The organism is Mycolicibacter sinensis, from assembly GCF_001673565.1.
GTDB classification, from domain to species: domain Bacteria; phylum Actinomycetota; class Actinomycetes; order Mycobacteriales; family Mycobacteriaceae; genus Mycobacterium; species Mycobacterium sinense_C.
Genome location: NZ_LZMF01000072.1, coordinates 1 through 20,346 on the forward strand (window position 1 = coordinate 1; position 20,346 = coordinate 20,346).

The 20,346-nt window shown below is 66.9% G+C and carries 21 protein-coding genes; 9 read left to right on the plus strand and 12 right to left on the minus strand.

Annotated elements, in window-relative coordinates:
- The coding region (locus tag A5648_RS11530; RefSeq protein ID WP_065024672.1) for an AMP-binding protein at nucleotides 1–1,064 on the plus strand (1,064 nt) is incomplete at its 5' end.
- Nucleotides 1,065–1,070: 6 nt separating this feature from the next.
- Here the strand turns inward: A5648_RS11530 and A5648_RS11535 are convergent.
- Entirely contained in the window at nucleotides 1,071–1,853 is a 783-nt protein-coding gene (locus tag A5648_RS11535) for an enoyl-CoA hydratase (RefSeq protein ID WP_065024673.1), read from the minus strand.
- A 186-nt stretch (nucleotides 1,854–2,039) separates the two neighbouring features.
- On the opposite strand from A5648_RS11535, the gene A5648_RS11540 reads away from it, so the two are divergent.
- The 6 genes from A5648_RS11540 (at nucleotide 2,040) to A5648_RS24905 (ending at nucleotide 7,650) form a co-directional block, all read left to right on the plus strand.
- Nucleotides 2,040–2,690: a TetR/AcrR family transcriptional regulator gene (locus tag A5648_RS11540; RefSeq protein WP_207511671.1), complete on the plus strand. Its 651-nt coding sequence runs from the start codon at nucleotides 2,040–2,042 to the stop codon at nucleotides 2,688–2,690.
- 200 nt (nucleotides 2,691–2,890) lie between these two features.
- Nucleotides 2,891–3,307, plus strand: a complete 417-nt coding sequence (locus A5648_RS11545; protein WP_065024675.1) for a Zn-ribbon domain-containing OB-fold protein — start codon at nucleotides 2,891–2,893, stop codon at nucleotides 3,305–3,307.
- 13 nt (nucleotides 3,308–3,320) lie between these two features.
- A complete protein-coding gene (locus A5648_RS11550; protein ID WP_065024676.1) occupies nucleotides 3,321–4,475 on the plus strand; it encodes a thiolase family protein in 1,155 nt (384 codons plus the stop codon).
- 228 nt (nucleotides 4,476–4,703) lie between these two features.
- Nucleotides 4,704–6,428, plus strand: a complete 1,725-nt coding sequence (locus tag A5648_RS11555) for an McrB family protein (RefSeq protein WP_065024689.1) — start codon at nucleotides 4,704–4,706, stop codon at nucleotides 6,426–6,428.
- Between the two features lie 15 nt (nucleotides 6,429–6,443).
- Nucleotides 6,444–7,532: a 5-methylcytosine restriction system specificity protein McrC gene (locus A5648_RS11560; protein ID WP_065024677.1), complete on the plus strand. Its 1,089-nt coding sequence runs from the start codon at nucleotides 6,444–6,446 to the stop codon at nucleotides 7,530–7,532.
- The gene (locus A5648_RS24905) at nucleotides 7,525–7,650 is read left to right on the plus strand and encodes a hypothetical protein (protein ID WP_267887810.1); all 126 of its coding nucleotides are present in this window, start codon (nucleotides 7,525–7,527) and stop codon (nucleotides 7,648–7,650) included. Before A5648_RS11560 ends, A5648_RS24905 begins: the two co-directional genes overlap by 8 nt.
- 8 nt (nucleotides 7,651–7,658) lie before the next feature.
- On the opposite strand, the gene A5648_RS11565 is transcribed toward A5648_RS24905, so the two are convergent.
- From A5648_RS11565 to A5648_RS11600, 8 genes are all read right to left on the minus strand, one after another.
- Complete coding sequence (locus A5648_RS11565; protein WP_082966442.1) at nucleotides 7,659–8,684, minus strand: CaiB/BaiF CoA transferase family protein; 1,026 nt, start codon at nucleotides 8,682–8,684, stop codon at nucleotides 7,659–7,661.
- Complete coding sequence (locus A5648_RS11570) at nucleotides 8,685–9,638, minus strand: LLM class F420-dependent oxidoreductase (protein WP_065024678.1); 954 nt, start codon at nucleotides 9,636–9,638, stop codon at nucleotides 8,685–8,687.
- Nucleotides 9,639–9,640: 2 nt separating this feature from the next.
- Nucleotides 9,641–10,066 carry a cobalamin B12-binding domain-containing protein gene (locus A5648_RS11575; protein WP_065024679.1) on the minus strand — a complete coding sequence of 142 codons (426 nt, stop codon included), beginning with the start codon at nucleotides 10,064–10,066 and terminating at the stop codon, nucleotides 9,641–9,643.
- A complete protein-coding gene (locus A5648_RS11580) occupies nucleotides 10,066–11,643 on the minus strand; it encodes a methylmalonyl-CoA mutase family protein (RefSeq protein WP_065024680.1) in 1,578 nt (525 codons plus the stop codon). The genes A5648_RS11575 and A5648_RS11580 overlap by 1 nt, the downstream gene beginning before the upstream one ends.
- A gap of 70 nt (nucleotides 11,644–11,713) precedes the next feature.
- A complete protein-coding gene (locus A5648_RS11585; protein WP_065024681.1) occupies nucleotides 11,714–12,568 on the minus strand; it encodes an MlaE family ABC transporter permease in 855 nt (284 codons plus the stop codon).
- Nucleotides 12,569–12,571: 3 nt separating this feature from the next.
- Nucleotides 12,572–13,372, minus strand: coding sequence for an MlaE family ABC transporter permease (locus A5648_RS11590; RefSeq protein ID WP_207511673.1), 801 nt, complete (start codon nucleotides 13,370–13,372; stop codon nucleotides 12,572–12,574).
- A 132-nt stretch (nucleotides 13,373–13,504) separates the two neighbouring features.
- Nucleotides 13,505–14,323: an enoyl-CoA hydratase/isomerase family protein gene (locus A5648_RS11595; RefSeq protein ID WP_065024683.1), complete on the minus strand. Its 819-nt coding sequence runs from the start codon at nucleotides 14,321–14,323 to the stop codon at nucleotides 13,505–13,507.
- Nucleotides 14,313–15,401, minus strand: coding sequence for a phosphotransferase family protein (locus A5648_RS11600; RefSeq protein ID WP_065024691.1), 1,089 nt, complete (start codon nucleotides 15,399–15,401; stop codon nucleotides 14,313–14,315). The genes A5648_RS11595 and A5648_RS11600 overlap by 11 nt, the downstream gene beginning before the upstream one ends.
- A gap of 123 nt (nucleotides 15,402–15,524) precedes the next feature.
- On the opposite strand from A5648_RS11600, the gene A5648_RS11605 reads away from it, so the two are divergent.
- Both A5648_RS11605 and A5648_RS11610 read left to right on the plus strand, forming a co-directional pair.
- Complete coding sequence (locus A5648_RS11605; protein WP_065024684.1) at nucleotides 15,525–17,015, plus strand: acyl-CoA carboxylase subunit beta; 1,491 nt, start codon at nucleotides 15,525–15,527, stop codon at nucleotides 17,013–17,015.
- Complete coding sequence (locus A5648_RS11610; RefSeq protein ID WP_082966443.1) at nucleotides 17,015–17,401, plus strand: lipocalin-like domain-containing protein; 387 nt, start codon at nucleotides 17,015–17,017, stop codon at nucleotides 17,399–17,401. The genes A5648_RS11605 and A5648_RS11610 overlap by 1 nt, the downstream gene beginning before the upstream one ends.
- On the opposite strand, the gene A5648_RS11615 is transcribed toward A5648_RS11610, so the two are convergent.
- From A5648_RS11615 to A5648_RS11625, 3 genes are read right to left on the minus strand one after another with little or no spacing between them, the layout of a single operon-like run.
- The gene (locus tag A5648_RS11615; protein WP_065024686.1) at nucleotides 17,388–18,356 is read right to left on the minus strand and encodes an NADPH:quinone oxidoreductase family protein; all 969 of its coding nucleotides are present in this window, start codon (nucleotides 18,354–18,356) and stop codon (nucleotides 17,388–17,390) included. The two genes, A5648_RS11610 and A5648_RS11615, sit on opposite strands and share 14 nt — an antisense overlap.
- Nucleotides 18,356–18,949 (minus strand): TetR/AcrR family transcriptional regulator, encoded by a 594-nt coding sequence (locus A5648_RS11620; RefSeq protein ID WP_065024687.1) that lies wholly within the window; start codon nucleotides 18,947–18,949, stop codon nucleotides 18,356–18,358. The genes A5648_RS11615 and A5648_RS11620 overlap by 1 nt, the downstream gene beginning before the upstream one ends.
- The gene (locus tag A5648_RS11625; RefSeq protein WP_065024688.1) at nucleotides 18,946–20,244 is read right to left on the minus strand and encodes an acyl-CoA dehydrogenase family protein; all 1,299 of its coding nucleotides are present in this window, start codon (nucleotides 20,242–20,244) and stop codon (nucleotides 18,946–18,948) included. The genes A5648_RS11620 and A5648_RS11625 overlap by 4 nt, the downstream gene beginning before the upstream one ends.
- Between the last annotated feature and the right edge of the window lie 102 nt (nucleotides 20,245–20,346).

The window sequence follows — 20,346 nt, forward strand, 5'->3', positions numbered from 1 at the left end:
CGCCCGACCCGGATCCGTCCCGGCTGGCGTGGCTGTTCTACACCAGTGGCACCACCGGACGCTCAAAGGGCGCGATGCTGACCCACCGCAATCTGATGGCGATGACGGTGGCGCACCTGGCCGACCTCGACGACCCCGACGCCGACTGCAGCCTGATCCACGGCGCCCCGATGTCGCACGGGTCCGGCCTGTACATCGCGCCCTACGTGCTGCGCGGGGCGCGGCAGGTGGTGCCGGCCTCCGGCTCGTTCGACGCCGACGAGTTCCTCGACCTGTGCGGGCATCACCACGGCGCCACCGCATTTCTGGCGCCGACGATGGTGGCGCGCCTGGTGCACACCGGACGCGAGCGCCCGGCCCACCTGCGCACCCTCATCTACGGCGGCGGCCCGATGTACCTCGGGGACCTCAAGCGGGCGCTGACCGCGTTCGGGCCGGTGTTCGCCCAGCTCTACGGTCAGGGCGAGGCGCCGATGACCATCACCGGCCTGCACCGCGCCGACCACGTCGGGGCCGACGACGCGATCCTGGGCTCGGTCGGCTATCCCCGCTCCGGTGTCGAGGTGGCGGTGCTGCGCGACGACGGCACGCGCGCGTCGGCCGGTGAGGTCGGCGAGATCGTCTGCCGCGGCGACGTGGTGATGGCCGGCTATTGGAACAACCCGGACGCCACCGCCGAGGCCATCAAGGACGGCTGGCTGTTCACCGGCGACAAGGGTTCCTTCGACGATCGCGGCTACCTCACGTTGCGGGACCGTTCCAAGGACGTGGTGATCAGCGGTGGCAGCAACATCTATCCCCGCGAGGTCGAGGAGGCACTGTTGGCGCATCCCGGCGTCACCGAGGCCGGCGTGGTGGGCGCCCCGGATGCCGAGTGGGGCGAGATCGTGGTCGCCTTCATCGTGGGTGAGGCCTCCGCCGCCGAGCTGGATCACCATCTGCTGGAACGCATCGCCCGGTTCAAGCGCCCGAAACGCTACGAGTTCGTCGACGCGCTGCCCAAGAACAGCTACGGCAAGGTGCTCAAACGCCAGCTGCGTTCGCTGGCCCGTGATCACAGGTGAAAACGCCTACTGCACCTTCGACTTCATGTCATCGAGGTTGACCAGCACCGGCCACCCGCACACCGACAGCGCATTGCCGTGCCCCGTTTCGTGGATGTCGAACGCGGACTGAACCGCCGAGTAAAAGCCCTGCACATCCAGGGTCTGGTTGACCGCGCGTTTGGCCTGCCGCAGCGCGAACGACGGCATGGTGGCGATGTGCTCGGCGAGCCGGCGGGTCTCGGCATCCAGCTCGTCGCGTGGAACCACCTTGTTGACCATCCCGGTCTGCTCGACTTCCTGAGCGGTCATCGCGCGGCCGGTGAACAGGATCTCCTTGGCCTTGCGCGGACCCAATTCCCAGGTGTGGCCGTGGTATTCGACACCGCCGATGCCCATCAGCACCACCGGGTCGGAGAACTGGGCGTCGTCGGCGGCGATGATCAGATCGCACGGCCAGCACAGCATCAGCCCGCCGGAGATGCACCGGCCCTGCACCGCGGCGATCGACGGCTTGGGCACATTGCGCCACCGCAGGGTGTACTCCAGATAGCGCTTGCATTCGTGCTTGTAGATGAACTCCAGGGTGATCTTGTCCGGCACCGGACCGCCGCCTTTGAGGTCGTGGCCGGCCGAGAAGTGTTTGCCGTTGGCCCGCAGCACGATGACCGCGACGTCGTCATCGTCGGCGGCGCGCGTCCAGGCCGCGTCGAGCTCGTCGAGCAACTCGGGGTTCTGGGCGTTGGCCGCCTCCGGCCGGTTCAGGGTGATCGTCGCGATCCGGTCGGCGACCTCGTAATCGATGTACATGGACGTCCTTACTCCGTTGCGGGATCGGCGCCGGCCGACACAATGCGAGAAGCTGCTTCTCCTCCTGGGAAAGTTACCATCTTCGAAGTCGGGACGGCAGCGCCCAGATCGGCGCCGTCGCTCTGGCGTCATTCTCCGGTAAGGTGCATGCGTGTTCTCCCAAAAAGGCAACCGCTGGAGCCGCTGGTGAGCAACCCCGAAGAGGAGCCCGTCTGGAAGCAGCGGGCGGTCGAGCGGTCGATCAAGACCGCGCGACTGCGGGCCGCCCAGCGCGTTCAGCGATTCCTGGACGCCGCCCAGGCCATCATCATCGAAAAGGGCAGCACCGACTTCACCGTGCAGGAAGTCGTCGAGCGCTCACGGCAGTCGCTGCGCAGTTTCTACCTGCAGTTCAACGGCAAACATGAGCTGCTGCTGGCGCTGTTCGAGGACGCCCTGAGCCGCACCGCCGACCAGATCCGCGCCGCCACCGAGGACAAGGCCACGCCGATGGAGCAGCTGAAAGTGGCCGTCGAGTTGCTCTTCGAGCTGTCCCGGCCGGACCCCTCTGCTAAGCGTCCACTGTTCACCGACTTCGCGCCCCGGCTGCTGGTATCGCACCCCACCGAGGTCCGAATCGCCTTCACCCCGTTGCTGGGCCTGCTCACCGAGCTGATGGAGGCCGCCGACGAGGCCGGCGAGCTGCGGAAGGGAGTCAACGCCCGGCGCATGGCGGCGATGACCATGCAGACGGTCATGTTCGTGGCACAGTCCAGCGCCGAGTCCGACGACCCGGCGGCCCATCCCATCAGCGCCGACGAGGTCTGGGACTTCTGCGCCCACGGCCTGGCCGAATAAGTCGTTCCTTCCCGCGAGGGAGCGCGTTTGTCCGCGACACGCCGGGTGAAGGTGTGCATCTGCGCACCCCCACGCCCCTAACTCCAACCGCCGTACCGCGGCCACGCCCGAGCCCGGCTTCCCTCGCGGACGCTCATATGCTCTAATCGAGAATGTGATTTCCACTCCGTGTCTGCGCTCCTCTACGGCGGGTCCCGCCGATGCGTAAAGTCCTCGCTCCCGATGTCACCAACTGGCCCGACGAGAACCCGGCCCTGATCGGCAGTCAATGCGACGACTGCGAGGCGACGGTGTGGCCCCGCCAGGACCACTGCCCGCGCTGCAGCGGCCCGCGGGTGCGTGATCTGCTGCTGCCCCGGCAGGGGACGTTGGAGGCTTGGACGACCCAGGGCTTCGTGCCGAAGCTGCCCTATGCCGGCGGCGAATCCGCCGAGGGCTTCGCCCCGTTCGGCGTCGGACTGGTGCGACTCGGCGATGTGGTCAAGGTTGAGGCCCGCCTGACCGAATCCGACCCCGCCAAGCTGAAATTCGGCATGGACGTCGAACTGACCATGGTGCCGTTCTACGTCGACGACGACGGGACCGAGATTCTCACCTGGGCCTTCCAGCCCGTCTAAGGAGACCTGGAAAATGACCGTAGCGAACAACGATGTGGCGATCATCGGCGTCGGGCTGCACCCGTTCGGCCGGTTCGACAAATCGGCGATGCAGATGGGCGCCGAGGCGATCCACACCGCCCTGGCCGACGCCGGCGTCGAGTGGCGCGACATCCAGTTCGGCGTCGGCGGCAGCTACGAGATCTCCAACCCGGACGCGGTGACGCGACTGGTCGGGCTCACCGGAATCCCGTTCACCAACGTGTTCAACGCCTGCGCGACGGCCGCCACCGCCACGCAGGTCTGCGCCGACAACATCCGCTCCGGCAAGTACGACATCGGTATCGCGATCGGCATGGACAAGCACCCCCGCGGAGCGTTCACCGACGATCCGGCCAAGCTGGCACTGCCCGCCTGGTACGCCGAGAACGGGCAGTTCGTCACCACCAAGTTCTTCGGCATCAAGGCCAACCGCTACCTGCACGACCACGGCATCTCGCAAGCGACGCTGGCCAAGGTCGCCGCCAAGAACTTCCGCAATGGAGCGTTGAACCCGAATGCCTTCCGGCGCAAGCCGATGTCCGAGGACGCCATCCTCAATTCGACGGTGCTCAACTACCCGTTGACCCAGTACATGTTCTGCGCGCCGGACGAGGGCGCCGCCGCGATCGTCATGTGCCGCGCGGAGATCGCCCACCGCTACACCGACAAGCCGGTGTATCTGAAGGCCACCGAAATCCGCACCCGAACCTTCGGCGCCTATGAGGTGCACGGGACATCGGCTCCGATCGAAGAGGACGTGGCGCCGACGGTGTATGCGGCGCGTGCCGCGTTCGAAATCGCCGGTGTGGCTCCCGAAGACGTCGACGTGGTCCAGCTGCAGGACACCGATGCCGGCGCCGAGGTGATCCACATGGCCGAGTGCGGCTTCTGCGCCGACGGCGACCAGGAGAAGCTGCTCGCCGACGGCGCCACCGAGATCTCCGGCTCGCTGCCGGTCAACACCGACGGCGGGCTGATCGCCAACGGCGAGCCGATCGGGGCGTCCGGGCTGCGTCAGTTGCACGAGCTGGTGCTGCAGCTGCGCGGCCAGGCCGGTGAGCGGCAGGTGCCGGGCGAGCCGAAGGTGGGGTTCGCGCAGGTCTACGGTGCGCCCGGGACGGCGTCGGCGACGATCGTCACGGTCTGAGGCGGGGCTCGCCCTGGTGAGCGATCGGCCATCGGTTCAATGTTGGCCGGGGGCTCCGAGAGAAACGCATTGTGAGCTAGACAAATGGCGCTCGGGCACACCGAATTGACGATCGAATGACGGGCGTGGTTTTTTGGCGGTGTCACACGTCGCCGGACGTGGTCACACCGCGCTTTGATCCAGCAGAGCACACCCAAGGTGTCGGAGGTGTGGGGCAGACTGGCGTCTATGCCTTCTGCTGAACCGACCATGGGTCGTCCGAATGCACCTCAGGTTGAGAAAGTGGCAGCGGAGATCCTGCGCAACTGCCTGATCGGTGACGGATCCCTGTTGACACCAGACGTACCCATTTGGACCCTCGACAACCTCGCCGAGCTCCGCCGGGTCTACGTCGACGCACCAGATGTCTCAGCCAAGTCGTTCTCCGAGAAGCTGAGTATCCAGCTATCGACAGCAACTCCGGGAGCTCGCCAGCTGTTCGCGGAGATCTACATCCTCAACGTGCTGCCAGTCGTGAACTTCCGATCGGCAACAAAAGCTGGGTTCATCGAAGAAGTGCTTGCACCTCTGCAATCTCCAGTCACGCTCACGCCTGATGTTCAACGCGGCTTCGACGAAGGTGTATTCAACGGTGGTCCAGCATGGAACAACCGGCGGTGGGCGCAACTGTCATTCCTCATCGAGTTCGCCGAACACTTCAAGCAGCAAGGCGGAGACACACGAGCCAGTGCTGCCACCGACCCCGAGGTGTTGCGAACCGTGGTGAAAGAATCGCCGGGGCATCGAGAGCCGGCACAACGGCAAGCCTTGTTGTACCTGTTTCAGCCCCGCAACTTCCCGCCGATTGTCTCCGAACAACACCGACGGCTACTGCGCGACGGGTTGTCCAAGTATTTACCTGACGAACCCACGGGCGACCTCGACGAAGACATCCGTTCGATCATCGACCGCGTAGAAGCTGAGAGCGGCGGTCCGGTGGACTTCTACGACGACACGTGGCGTAGCCGGTGGTTGGACAAGGCGGATCCCCATCCGGGGGGTGGCGGGACCGAGGGCGGTGGAGGTGATGGCGAAGCCCGCCCATTCTCTGTTGCCGACATCATCACCGACGGGTGCTTCCATTCGAAGGAACGGCTGCAGGAGATTCTCGATCACTGGCGCGATAAACGAAACTTGGTTCTACAGGGCGCCCCCGGCACTGGGAAGACCTGGCTCGCCAAACGGCTAGCTCAAGCTCTCATTGGGTCTCAAGCACCTGACGCGATCCGATCGGTGCAATTCCATCCGAACACCTCATACGAGGACTTTGTACGGGGCTGGCGCCCCACTTCGGGCGGCCAGCTGGTCCTGACTGATGGCGTTCTCATCCAGCATGCCGAGCGCGCCCGTGAGTCAGCGGACATACCCCATGTGCTGATCATTGAGGAGATCAATAGGGGCAACCCGGCGCAGGCCTTCGGCGAGATGCTCACCCTGATCGAGGGGAGCAAACGCAACCCGTCGGACGCTCTCATGTTGAGCTATCCGCGATCAGACGATGAGCAGTTCTATCTGCCGGACAATCTCTACATACTTGGCACGATGAACATCGCTGACAGATCCCTTGCCCTGGTCGATTTCGCGTTGCGGCGAAGATTCGCCTTCGAAACGCTCGACCCAGCCTTGACCGACTCCTGGGCCGCGCACTTAAGGAAGAAGCTCGGAAACGACACGTCGCTTGTTGAGAAGATCCGGCTGCGAATCAGCGAGCTGAACCAACAGATATCCGAAGATCCGATGCTCGGCGCACACTTTGCGATCGGCCACAGTTACGTCACGCCGACCGATTCACAATCGAACGGAACATCCTGGTACAACGGGGTCGTCGACACGCAGATCGCACCGTTGCTAGCGGAATACTGGTTTGATGACCGGGCGAAGGCGGATGCCGCCGTAGCAGCACTGAAACTGTGACGAGAGATTCTGGCAATGCTCGTCGTCGGTGAAGGCGCAACCCGGATACCCGTCCGCAGCCTCTGGCTCCTTTTGGTTTACGCCTCGGGGCTTTTACAACAGCTTCGCACCACCGAACAGGAAGCGATCCTCGCCGGCCAGCGCGACAACGATCTGATCGACGCCATCGCGGAGGTACTCGTCGCCGAAGTCGAAATGCGGTTGCGCCGGGAGCTGACCTTCCAGTACCGCCTACGCCATGCCGACCTGACACGTGTACGCGGTCGAATCGACCATCTCCGTACCTCCAGCCACCGGCTGACCGACCAGGGTCGCATTGCATGTCGTTTCGATGAACTCAGCGTCAACTCACCCCGCAACCGATTCATCGCCGACACACTTCTATTTGCCGTTCCAGCAGTCATCAGCCCGGAACTTGCGCACCGTTGCCGCGCGGCGGCATTCCGGATGCATCGGTTGGGTGTCAGCGACCGGGCGCCCTCAAAACAAGAACTCTCTGGCGACCGGATCGGTCGGCACGATGTTGGCGATCGACGGATGCTTGATGCCGCACACCTTCTGCGCCGGATGGCGATTCCAGTTCATCAGACGGGACCACTCAACGCCCCGAGGTTAAGCAACAATGCCGGAGTGCACCGCAAGCTCTTCGAAGCGGCTGTGCGGGGGTTCTTTCGCCACACACTGCGCGGGCAGGGCTGGCGTGTGCAGTCGACTCTCCTCCGTTGGACCTCGCCCGGGACGGACACAGATCAGTCGTTCCTGCCGATCATGAAGACCGACATCACCCTTGATCACGAAGCCAAGCAGCGGCGGATCGTTATCGAAACAAAGTTCACCGATGCACTCAACGACCACGAGGGCAAGACGAGTATCAAAACCGACTACCTGTACCAGCTTTACGCATACCTGGCGTCCCAGTCCGGGCGCGGTAGCCATCGGTTGGACACTGCCGAAGGCGTGCTCCTGTTCGTTAAGACTGCAGACCGGGATGTCTTCGACGGCGAGATGAACGTCCAAACCCACCGCATCCGATTCATGTCGGTTGACCTGTCGAAACCGCCAAACAGCATCCGCACACGATGGATGCAGTGCATTGATGAATGACTGCCTCGGCAAGACGCCCGCCCCTCACGATCGCGAAAGCATCGGCAAATACCCCGGCCATGTCGTGGCCGGCGAAGAGACCAACCACGCGGACTGGCAACAAGTGCAGCTGATGTAAGCGAGCCGTCAGTCCCCCAGCGCCGGCGGCGGCCGGTAGGCCGGCTCATACCCGGCGACGCGAATCGGGCTGCCCACCAACCGGAAATCACCGGCCGTGACGATCGCATGGGTGTATTCCTTGAGCGCTTCGGGCAGCGTGCGCACCGCGGCCGCCGGGATACCCAGCGGCCGCAAGCGCCGCTCCCAACCGACCGCGGTGTCGGAAGCCAGCGCGGCGGTGACCACGGCGAGCACTTCCTCGCGGCGGGCAACGCGCTCGGACATCGTGGCGAAACCGTCGACACCGGCTTCGCCCGCGAAACTCTTCCAGAACCCGTCGTGGGTGACGAACAGCGCCAGATAGCCTTCTGCGGTGGGAAACAGCTGCGCCGGAACGTAATACGAGTGGGCGCCGTGCGGATGGCGTTGCGGCTCGACGCCGTCGTTGAGGTAGGCCGACGCACGGTAGTTCAGTTGCGACAGCATCACGTCGAGCAGCGAGACCTCGACCTGGCCGCCGCGGCCGCTGACGATCTGGGCCAGCAGGCCCAGGGCGGCCGCCATCCCGGTGGAGTTGTCGGCTGAGGAGTACCCCGGCAGCGTGGGCGGCCCGTCCGGGTCGCCGGTCATCGCGGCGACCCCGGTAGCCGCCTGGATCACGTAGTCGAAGGCCGGTTCGTCACCGCCGTCCAGCCCGAACCCGGTCAGCGCCACGCACACGATTCGCGGATTGAAACGCTGCAGCGCCTCATAGGTCAGGCTCAACCGCTTGATCACCGACGGTTTCATATTCACCAGCAGCGCATGGGATTCGGCGACCAGCTCCCCGAGCCGGGCCTGTCCGTCTGCCGACTGAAGGTCCAAACAGATGCTGCGCTTGTTGCGGTTGAGGCTGGCGAAGTAACTCGGGCCGACCTGACGGGAGATCTCCCCGCTCGGCGGCTCGATCTTGATGACCTCGGCGCCGAGGTCGGCCAGCAGCATGGTCGCGTACGGACCGGCCAGCATCACCCCCACTTCGAGGATGCGGATCCCCGACAGCGGTCCGTTCACTTAAATCTCCTTGGCGAGCTCGGCGATCACCTCGCGCGTGCGGCGCTTGGAGGCGATCAGCTCGTCGCGGTTGTCACCGATCGGCAGCAGCCGTACCGATAGGTCGGTCACCCCGGCGTCGGCGAACTGCTTGAACCGCTTCAGGATCGATTCCTCATCACCGGCCGCACACAGGTCGCCGACATCGCGGGCCGAACCGCGGTCGAGCAGCCGCTGGTAGTTGGGCGAGGTCTCGGCCTCGGCCAGGATCCGGTTGGCACGCTCCTTGGCGGCCTCGATCTCGGAGTTGGCGCACAAGGTGACCGGGATGCCGGCGACGATGCGCGGCGCGGGTTTGCCCGCGTCCGCGGCGGCCTTGTTGATCTTCGGCGCGATGTGCTCGGCGATCGCCTTCTCGTCGGCCATCCACAGCGAGGTGCCATCGGCGTGCTCGCCGGCGATCTGCAGCATCACCGGGCCCAGCGCGGCCACCAGCACCGGCATCTTCGGCTCGGCCCCAAGCGCGGTCGGGTTGTGCACGGTGAAGTTGCTGTTCTCCACGTCAACAGGGCCGGGTCCCGCCAGTGCCGCGTTGAGCACTTCCAGGTAGTCGCGGGTGTAGGCGGCCGGCTTGTCGTAGGGCAGGCCGAGCATGTCCCGGATGATCCAGTGGTGCGACGGCCCGACGCCCAGCGCCAGCCGGCCGCCGGAAATGGCGTTCACCGAAAGCGCTTGGCGGGCAAGGGCGATCGGATGCTGAGCCTGCAACGGCACCACGGCGGTGCCCAGCTCGATCCGGGTGCTGTGCGAGGCCATCAGCGCCACCATGGTCAGCAAGTCGAAGTCGTCGGGCACCTGCGGCATCCACGCGGTGTCCAGCCCGGCCTCATCGGCCCACTCGATGTCGGCGATCAGCTTGGTGACCTTGCGCGCCATGTCGCCGCGCTCGGCCCCGATCATCACTCCCAGTCGCATGTTCAGTTCGCCTCCGCCTGGCTGATGACCTGCCGGACCCCGGTCACCAGGTCATCCAATGAGGTTCCGGTAGGAAAGACCGCCGCCGCGCCCAGCGACAACAGCTTCGCCACATCGGACTGCGGGATGGTCCCACCGACCACCACCGCGATGTCACCGCCGTCCGCGGCGCGCAGCGCCTCGACGATGCGGGCGGTCAACGCGACGTGGGCGCCGGACAAAATGCTCAGCCCGACCACCGCCACGTCCTCCTGCAGGGCGGTGGCGACGATGTCCTCGACCCGTTGCCGGATGCCGGTGTAGATGACCTCGAAGCCGGCGTCGCGCAGGGTCCGCGCGACGATCTTGGCGCCGCGGTCGTGGCCGTCCAGGCCGGGCTTGGCGACCAGGACCCGGGCCGGGACGGGGGAAGCGAGCGGAGAAGTCATCAGTACACCACCGGTTGCTGGAACTCGCCCCAGACCGACTTGAGCGCCGAAACCATCTCGCCCACTGTGCAGTAGGCGTTGGCGCAGTCGATCAGAGAATGCATCAGGTTGTCGTCGCCTTCGGCGGCGCGCGACAGCGCGGCCAGCTTCGCGGCGACGTCGCCGTCGTTGCGTTCGGCCTTGACCCGGGCCAGCCGCTTGAGCTGGACGTCGCGGCCCTCGGCGTCGAGTTCGTAGGTGGCGATCTCCGGTGCCGGTTCGTCGCTGGTGAACTTGTTGACGCCGACGACCGGCCGCTCGCCCGATTCGATCTCGTGATGGATCTTGAACGCCTCGTCGGCGATCAGGCCCTGCAGGTAGCCGTCCTCGATCGCGCGGACCATGCCGCCGTGGCGCTCCAGGTCGTCCATGATCTCGATGATGCGTTCCTCGGTGGCATCGGTGAGCGCCTCGACGAAGTAGGAGCCTCCGAGCGGATCGGCCACCCGGGTCACCCCGGTTTCGTAGGCCAGGATCTGCTGGGTGCGCAGTGCCAGCGTCGCGGACTCCTCGCTGGGCAGCGCGAACGGCTCATCCCAGGCGGCGGTGAACATCGACTGGACTCCGCCCAGTACCGCGGCCATCGACTCGTAGGCGACCCGCACCAGGTTGTTCTGGGCCTGGGGCGCGAACAGCGACGCCCCACCGGCGACGCAGCCGAACCGGAACATCGACGCCTTGTCGGCCTCGGCGCCGTAGCGCTCCCGCACGATGGTGGCCCAGCGGCGCCGTCCGGCCCGGTACTTGGCGACCTCTTCGAAGAAGTCGCCGTGGGTGTAGAAGAAGAACGAGATCTGCGGGGCGAACTGGTCGATGGTCATCCGCCCGCGCTCCACCACGGTGTCGCAGTAGGTGACGCCGTCGGCGAGGGTGAAGGCCATCTCCTGCACGGCGTTGGCGCCGGCGTCGCGAAAGTGCGCGCCGGCCACCGAGATCGCGTTGAACCGCGGCACCTCGGCGGCGCAGAACTCGATGGTGTCGGCGATCAGGCGCAGCGACGGCTCCGGCGGCCAGATCCAGGTGCCGCGGGAGGCGTACTCCTTGAGGATGTCGTTCTGGATCGTGCCGGTGAGCTTGGCCCGCGGCACCCCCTTGCGCTCGGCGGCGGCGACGTAGAACGCGAGCAGGATCGCGGCGGTCCCGTTGATGGTGAAGCTGGTGCTGATCTTGTCCAGCGGGATCGAGTCGAACAGGATCTCGGCGTCGGCGAGGGTGTCGACGGCCACCCCGACCCGGCCGACCTCCTCACCGACTTCGGGGTCGTCGGAGTCGTAGCCGCACTGGGTGGGCAGATCCAGCGCGACCGACAGGCCGGTGCCGCCCTGGTCCAGCAGGTAGCGGTAGCGCCGGTTGGACTCCTCGGCGGTGCCGAACCCGGAGTACTGCCGGAAGGTCCACAGCCGGCCGCGGTAGCCGGACGCGAAGTTGCCCCGGGTGAACGGGTAGGTGCCCGGCGCGGCGGGTTCGTCGCGCCGGTCTTCCGGCCCGTACACCGGTTTGAGCGGTATTCCCGAGGAGGTCTGCACTGGGTCGTTCATCGATGGATACGGTACTTGCAAAAAATGAGAATGCCAATACCACTTAGGTCACAGGGCCTCGTCGCAGCGGCTATCCGGCCAGGTTGAAGTTGCCGCTCGCGCCGTAGACCGACAGCGAGACGAGCAGCGTCACCGAGACCACCACCACCAGTGAGGTGCGCACCGCGTTGCCCACCGCGACACCGACGCCGGCCGGCCCGCCCGCGGCGAAGTAGCCGAAATAGGTGTGGATCAACAAGATGGTGACCGCCATGAGGAAGGCCTGCAGGAACGACCAGAGCAGATCGATCGGGTTCAGGAAGGTCCGGAAGTAGTGGTCGTACAGGCCGGCCGACTGCCCGAACAGAAAGACCGTGGTGAATCGGCTGGCGATGAACGACAGGATCACCGCGATCGAGTACAGCGGGGTGATGGCGACCAGCCCGGCGACGATGCGGGTGCTGACCAGATAGGCGATCGGTCGGATCGCCATCGACTCCAGGGCGTCGATCTCCTCGTTGATGCGCATCGCGCCCAGCTGCGCGGTCACACCGGCACCGAAGGTGGCCGCCAGCCCGATGCCGGCGACCACCGGGGCCGAGATGCGGACATTGATGAACGCCGCCAGGAACCCGGTCAGCGCCTCGATGCCGATGTTGCCCAGTGAGCTGTAGCCCTGGACCGCCAGGGTGCCGCCGGCGGCCAGGGTCAGGAACCCGACGATCACTACGGTGCCGCCGATCATCGCCAGGGTCCCGGTGCCCATGCTGATCTCGGCGATCAGCCGAATGACCTCCCGGCGGTAATGGGTGAACGCGAACGGCGCGGTGGCGATCGCCCGGCCGTAGAACAGCGTGTGATCACCGAGCCGGCCCAGCGCCGCGACGGGTCGCCGAAGCTGCCGGGCGACACCGGGATAGACGGCGGACAGAGCACGAAGCGCCACGGCTCAGCGCGCCGTCATCTTGATGCCGATCGCGGTGACGACCACGTTGACGACGAACAACGACATGAATGCGTACACCACGGTCTCGTTCACCGCGTTGCCGACGGCCTTGGCGCCGCCGCCGGAGATCGTCAGGCCGCGGTAGCAGGCGACCATGCCCGCGATCAGGCCGAACAGCGCCGCTTTGATGCAGGAGATGATCAGCTCGGGCACCCCGGTCAAAAGTGTGATGCCCGCCGCGAACGCACCGGGGTTGACGTCCTGCACGAAGACCGAGAACACGTAGCCGCCGAGGATCCCGATGATCACCACCAGGCTGTTCAGCAGCAGCGCCACCAGCCCGGCCGCCAGCATGCGCGGTGTCACCAGCCGCTGCACCGGGTTGATGCCCAGCACCTCCATGGCGTCGATCTCTTCGCGGATCGTGCGGGAGCCCAGGTCGGCGCACATCGCGGTGGCGCCGGCGCCCGCCACGATCAACACCGTCACCATGGGCCCGACCTGGGTGACCGCGCCGAACGCCGCACCGGCCCCGGACAGGTCCGCGGCTCCGAGCTCGCGCAGCAGAATGTTCAGGATGAAGCTGACCAGCACCGTGAAGGGGATCGCCACCAGCAGCGTGGGCGCCAGCGAGACCCGGGCGACGAACCAGGACTGCTCCAGGAATTCGCGGGCCTGAAACGGACGCTGGAACATGAACTTCACCGCGTCGACCGTCATGCTGAACAGTCCGCCGACCGCCTGCATCGGCTCCGCCAAGCGCCCGATCGCCAGCTGCGGGGACCGCGGAAGCAGATCCTTCATCCCCATAGCTGGTGGCTCCTTCGAGAAACACGCGCGACACGACGCGTGTGGATACTAACCGATTCGTGGTTAGTGCGATACCTGCTTCTACTTTTCGTGCACAGTCATTCTCATTTAAAGCAAATAGCTCATCTATAGTCGTCCGTCGATCCGTAAGGCCGGGTGCACCCACGCCGGTGACCTGCGCTCTTTGAACGCCCGGAACCCTTCCACGGCCTCCGGCGCACCCAGGCTGGTGCTCATCCCGATCCGGTCGAACAGCCCGAGGTAGGCGTCCAGGCTCGACTTGACCACCGCCCGCGCGGCCGGGGCCGTCCGGCAGCACTGCGCCAGCACCTCGTGTGCGGCGTCGGCCAGTTCGTCGTGCGGAACCACCCGTGCCACCATGCCCCACTCCAGTGCTTCCTGCGCCCCGAACGTGCGGCCGGTGAACATCAGGTCGCGGGTCCGGACCGGCCCGACCACCCGTGCCAGCATCTGGCTGTAGTAGGTGTCTGCGATGCCGCGGAACAGCTCGGGCACCCGGAACGTCGCCCGGTCGCTGACCACGGCGACGTCGCTGCACAACGCGATCTGCAGGCCGCCGCCCTGACACAGTCCGTTGACCGCCGAGACGATCGGCTTCACCGAGCTGCGCAACGCGTCGAACGGGGTGACGTCCATGCCCAGCGCGGACCCGAAGGTGATCCAGTTGTCCGCCCCGCCGCCGCCCATGTCACCGCCGGGGGCGAACACGTCGCCGGTGCCGGTGATCAACAGCCCGGCCAGGTCCGGATCCGAGTTGACCAGGCCCACCGCGTAGCGAATGCCGAAGTACATCGCGGGGGTCATCGCGTTGCGGGCTTCGGGGCGGTTCAGAGTGCAGACCGCGATCGGCCCCTCCCGCCGGAACTCGAGGAACGGGGTTCCGAGCCAGTCGCCCTCGGGGGGCCGCGGCGATTCAGCGTTCATGTGCACAGACCTCTCCCACCAGTTCCAGCGTGCCCAGGTCGCGGATCGCCGCACAGGCGCGCCGCAGCATGGTGACGAACATGTCGTCGCCGCGGTCGGTGCCGGTCGCGAAGACCAGCCCGAGCGCGCAGATCAGCGGAGCCTGCAGCACACCGAACCGGTAGTCCTGCCAACAGGTTTCCCGGTCATAGCCGGTCACACCGTAGTCCAGCAGCGCGCCGTGATACGCCGTGACCAGATCGGCTTCGATCGCCGAGCGCAGCTCGGGCACCAAGCTGGTGGCGGTGAAGAAGGCCAGGTCGCGGGCCGGCAGGCCGACGCCCAGGGTCTGCCAGTCGACCACCCAGACCTGTTCCCCATCCGGGCTGAACAGCATGTTGTCCAGCCGGTAGTCGCCGTGGATCAGCGCGAACCGGCCCAGTGGCGCTGACACCCAGGGCGTGATCACGTCCAGCGCGGCCGTCAGCGTCGCACAGTCGGCGTCGCCGAGTTGCGCGCCGAGCCGCTCGACGGTGGTGGCCGCACACATCCGGGCGATGTCGCCCATGCCCTTGGCGCCGGCCTCGTCCAACTGGGTCATCGCCAGCCCGGAAAACGTCAACCACTGTTCGTCGCACCAGGTGGGCGCGTGCAGCCCGGCCAGCGCGGTCACCGCCAGCCGCGCCTGCCGCTCGTCACATCCGGCGATCTGGTCGCCTTGGGACGCGGGCGCCTGGTCGGCGAGCAGCAACGCGTACTCGGTTGCGTCCGCGTTGATTTCGCAGTGGAAGCACTCCGGTATCGGGATCCGGACGCGATCGGCGACGTCTTGGTAGAAGGCGCACTCACTGCGGTAGCCCAGCACGACGCGATCGCGGACCGCATCGTCGCCGGCCGGAAGCTTGATCACGAAGGTGCCCGGCAGGCCGTCCCGATCGCCGGCGTAGTTCGCCGACACCCGGTAGGTGGCGCCGGTCTGACCGGTGCCGACCGGGGCGACGTCGACCGAGGCCACCTCGACCGGTTCCCCGCGGGCGCTCAGCACATCCGAGAGCCACCGGCTGGTCACCTCATGCGGATGGCGCGGAATCGGGCTCATGGTCATCAGTCCTCCGGCGCAACGGAACTCGTAGCCGGACACCATCCCGCAGGACCACTTCCGGCCATGCCGGGTGACGCTACAGTAAGAATTTCAGTATGGTCAACGAATGAGGACCGGTAGATGACGAACGGCTGGCAGGACACGCTGGACGACCTGGACCGGCGGCGCCGGCACACCCAGGCGATGGGCGGGCCCGAGCGGGTGGCCAAACACCATGGGAAGGGCAAGCTCGACGCGCGCGCCCGGATCGACCACCTGCTCGACCCCGGAACGTTCCGTGAGTTGGGCACCATGGTCGGGGGGGAGATCGCCGCCGACGGGATCGTGGTCGGGTCGGGGGAGATCAACGGCTCCCCGGTGATGGTGGGCGCCGAGGATTTCACCACGCTGGCGGGCAGCATCGGGCCCGGCGGCAACGCCAAGCGCTACCGCATCGCCGAACTGGCGCTGCGCGACAAGATTCCGTTGGTGATGCTGCTGGAGGGCGCCGGATTCCGTCCCACCGGTGAGCATTACGGGCGCACCCCCACCGACCTGCTGGCCCAAGCGCAGTGCTCGGGCCGGGTGCCGACCGTCGCTGCGGTGCTGGGCCCGTCGGCCGGGCACGGCGCCCTGGTCGGCCCGGTCTGCGACTTCCGGATCATGAGCCCGCACGGCGCGATCTTCACCGCCGGGCCGCCGGTGGTCAAAGAGTCGACGGGCGAAGACATCTCGAAGGAGGACCTCGGCGGCCCCGAGGTCGCCCTGAGAAGCGGGGTGATCCACAACCTCGCCGACGACGACGCGGCGGTGCTCGACGACATCCGCCGGTATCTGTCCTATTTCCCGCCGAGCGCCTGGTCGTACCCGCCGGCGCTGCCCGCCGATCCGGTCGCCGAGCCGCGTCCGACGCCGGAGTTGCTCGACATCGTCTCGCGCGACAACCGCCGGGTCTATGACATGCGCGCGGTTCTCGACGTCGTCTTCGACCGGCCGGACTGGTTCGAGGTGCAGCCCCGGTTCGGACCCGCGATCATCTGCGCGCTGGCCCATTTGGGCGGTCACCCGGTGGCGGTGGTGGCCAACCAGCCGCAGGTGCTGGCCGGCTCGATCGACGCCGACGCCGCGGACAAGGCCGCTCACTTCATCACGGTGGCCGATTCGTTCCACCTGCCGATCGTGTTCCTGGCCGACAATCCGGGCATGCTGCCGGGCAGCCGCTCGGAGCGCAGCGGTGTGCTGCGGGCCGGCGCCCGGATGTTCGCCGCCCAGACCGCGGCTACCACCGTGAAGCTGCACGTGACGCTGCGCAAGGCCTACGGCTTCGGCTCCATGGTGATGTCGTTGCTCGGGTTCGACTCGCAGGTGGCGACATTCGCCTATCCGGGGGCGACGATGGGCGCGATGAGTGCGGCCGCACTCAGTGCCGCCTCGCACGCCGGGGAGGATCTGGCCGCCAAGCTGCGCGACACCGAGTTGCAGGCGTCGTATCACTCCGCCAAGCAGCTCGGTTTCGACGAGCTCATCGACCCGCGCGAGACCCGCGACGCGCTGTTGAGCGCCCTGCGGCGCGGGCTGCGCAGCCGGCAGGCGGCCGCCGAACCGGTCACTCGAACCGTCATCATGCCCTGATGAGCACCTTGCGCGACGCACTCCTGGGCGGCTGGGAGCTGGCATCGTTCCGTTCCGTTGATGCGGCCACCGGCGCGGTGTCACATCCCTTGGGCACGGCTCCGCGCGGCTTGATCCTCTACACCGCCGACGGCTACATGTCGGCGCAACTCGTATCTGGTGCGGACGCATCGAAGCAGTACATCGCTTACGGCGGAAGGTTTCACGTCGACGGGGAGACCGCGACGGTGCACCACGAGGTGAGCGTCTCGATGCTGCCGCAGCTCCTGGCGGCGCCGCAGCTGCGGCATGCCGAGGTCGACGGCGATCAGCTCACCCTATCGGCGACCACCACGAATGACGGCGTGACAAGCCACAACACGTTGGTCTGGGTCAGACGTCGATGATGACCTTGCCGACGGCCTTGCGGTCGGCGACGTAACGCAGCGCCGCCGCGGTGTCGGCCAGCGGGAAGCGGGCGCCGATGTAGGGACTGACCCGGCCCTCGGCGAACAGCTGCTGCAGTTCGGCGAGATCCCGCTCGTTTTCCGCGGGATGGTCGGTGGCGAAGGTCCGGATCTCCATGCCCTGCACAGTGATGCCCTTGAGCATCACCAGGTTCAGCGGGATCGCCGGGATCGCCCCCGCGGCGTAGCCGAGCGTGACGAAGCGCCCGCCGCGGGCCAGGCTGCGCAGCGCCGGCTCGGCGTACGGCCCGCCGACCGGGTCGAGTACCGCCTGCGCCCCGTCGCCGGTGATCTCGCGGATTCGCGCCTTGAGATCCTCCCGGTCATAGTCGATGACGGCTTCGGCGCCGCGCTTCGTGCACACCGCGAGCTTCTCCGGGCTGGACGCGGCGGCCAGCACCCGTGCACCCAGCGCCACTCCCAGATCGACCGCCGCCAGTCCCACTCCCCCGGCCGCACCGAGCACCACCACCCAATCCCCCTCGGCCACTTGGGCGACCGAGCGCAGCGCGTGGTAAGCGGTGCGATAGGTGACACCGAAGCCGGCCGCAGCGGCGTAGTCGACGCCGTCGGGCATCGCGCTGACCGCCGCGGCCGGCAGCAGCGCCTGCTCGGCGAACCCGCCCACGAACGAGGTGCCGACCACCCGGTCACCGACCGCGAACGGCACCCCCTCGCCGGCGGCGATCACGTCGCCGGCCAGTTCGCTGCCGGGCGTGAAGGGGGTCGGGATCTTCAGCTGATATTTGCCGTCGATCAGCAGCACGTCGGGGAAGTTGACCGCGGCAGCCCGCACCCGCACCACCAGCGTGCCGGGCCCGGGCGTGGGATCCGGAAGTTCTTCCAGGACCAGGTCTTCCGGTGGCCCGTACTGTTGGCAGACGATCGCGCGCATCACACTCCCAGTCCTCGAAGGCAGAACGCCACCAGATGGTCGACATCGGCCCGCTTCGGTTGGGCGGTGCCGCCCAGGTAGCGACGCATGGTGGCCAGCGTGCAGGTGAACACGGCGTCCGCGTCCCGCTCGCTACCTCCCAGTGCGGCAACCGGTTCGGTGAGCAGATCGCGCAGCGGACGCAGGATCTCGTCGTCGGAGACGCCGGCGGCCGTCAGCTGGGTGCTGGCCGCGCGGCTCAGGCTCAACAGGTGCGGGTCGGACACCTGCGCCACCGTACCGCGTATCCAGCGCTGCACCTGACCCGCCGGAGTGGACTCCTTGGCCAACTGGTGCTGCAGATACGAGACGACGATCGCGACGCCGCGCTCCATCACCGCTCCGAAGAGTTCGTCCTTGCCGGCGAAGTAGCGGTAGAACGCCTTGTTCGACGAGCCGGCCTCGGCGACGATGTCGGACACCCGCGGCTCTTCGGGCGCGACCCGCTCCAGCACCGCCACGGCGGCCGCCAGGATGCGCTCCACTTCGGCGGTGGCCTGCTGCTGGCGGTCGTCGAGCGCGCGGTGCACCGCGGCATCGACACGTGTGCTCATGGCACCGCGGGTATCCGGTCGACCAAATCGCCGTACTTGGCGCGGGCGGCCTCGATGCGGTTGTCCAGGAACTCACTGGGCCACTCCGGGTCCTCGGCCTCATAGTCTTTGAGCAGCAGCCGGGCCAGGTTCACCTTGTGCGCCTCGGTGGGGCCGTCGGCCAACCCGAGCGCCACCCCGCCCAGCAGCACATTGGTCAGCGGCAACTGCTCGGTCAGGCCCATCGCGCCGTGAACCTGAATGGCGCGCAACCCGACCGACTTCAGGATCTGCGAGGCCAGGATCTTGCACACCCCGATCTCGGCTCGAGCCGCGTGCTCGCCGGCGGTGTCGATGAGCCAGGCGGCGTGCAGCACCGTCAACCGGAACGGGATCAGCTCTGCATAGGAGTCGGCGATGAACGCCTGAACCAGCTGCTTGTCAGCCAGTGAACTGCCCTGGGTGAAGCGGCTTTTGGCGCGCCGGGCCATCATGTCGATGGCGCGCTGCGCCACCCCGATCGAACGCATGGCGTGGTGCAGCCGCCCCCCGGCCAGCCGATTCTGCAGGATCAGGAAGCCCTGTCCCGGTTCTCCGAGGATCGCGTCCGCCGGCACCCGCACGTCGTCGTAGCGCACCAGCGAATGCCCCGCCTCGTGCGGATGCGAGCCCACCAGGTGGTGGGTGGCTTCGATGACCAGACCCGGTGTGCCGGCCGGGATCAGGAAGGTCGACGCGCCTCGGTGCACCGGCACGTCCGGGTCGGTGATGGCCACCACGATGAAGAACGACGCCACCGAGGCGTTGGAGGAGAAGTACTTTCGCCCGGTGATCACCCACTCGTCACCTTCCTTGACGGCCCGGGTGGTGAACACCCGCGGGTCGGCGCCGCCCTGGGGTTCGGTCATCGAGAAGCAGGAGAAGATCTCCCCGGACAGCAACCCGGCCAGATACTTGTCCTTCTGGTCGGCGGTGCCGAAGCGGGCCAGGACCTCGGCGTTGCCGGTGTCGGGCGCCTGGGTGCCGAACACGATCGGCGCCCAGCTGGACCGGCCCAGGATCTCGTTGATCAGGGTCAGCTTGACCGCACCGAAGCCCTGCCCGCCGAGTTCGGGGCCCAGATGCGGCGCCCACAGCCCCTGCTCGCGCACTTGGTCTTTGAGGGGATCGACGATCCGGCGGCGCTGGTCGTCCAGCGGCAGGTACTCGCAGCCGGGGAACAGCACCTCGAGCGGTTCGACCTCGTCGTGCACGAACGTCCGGATCCAGTCCAGCTTCGCCTCGAACTCCGGTTCGGTGGAGAAATCCCAGGCCATGTCTCTACTCCTCGTCTGTCAGGTTCATTAGACGGTATGGGGGGCTGGGGCCTCACTCACATGTGAACGTGGGTTGCCGACAGGAAATGGGTCCTGGCCGGT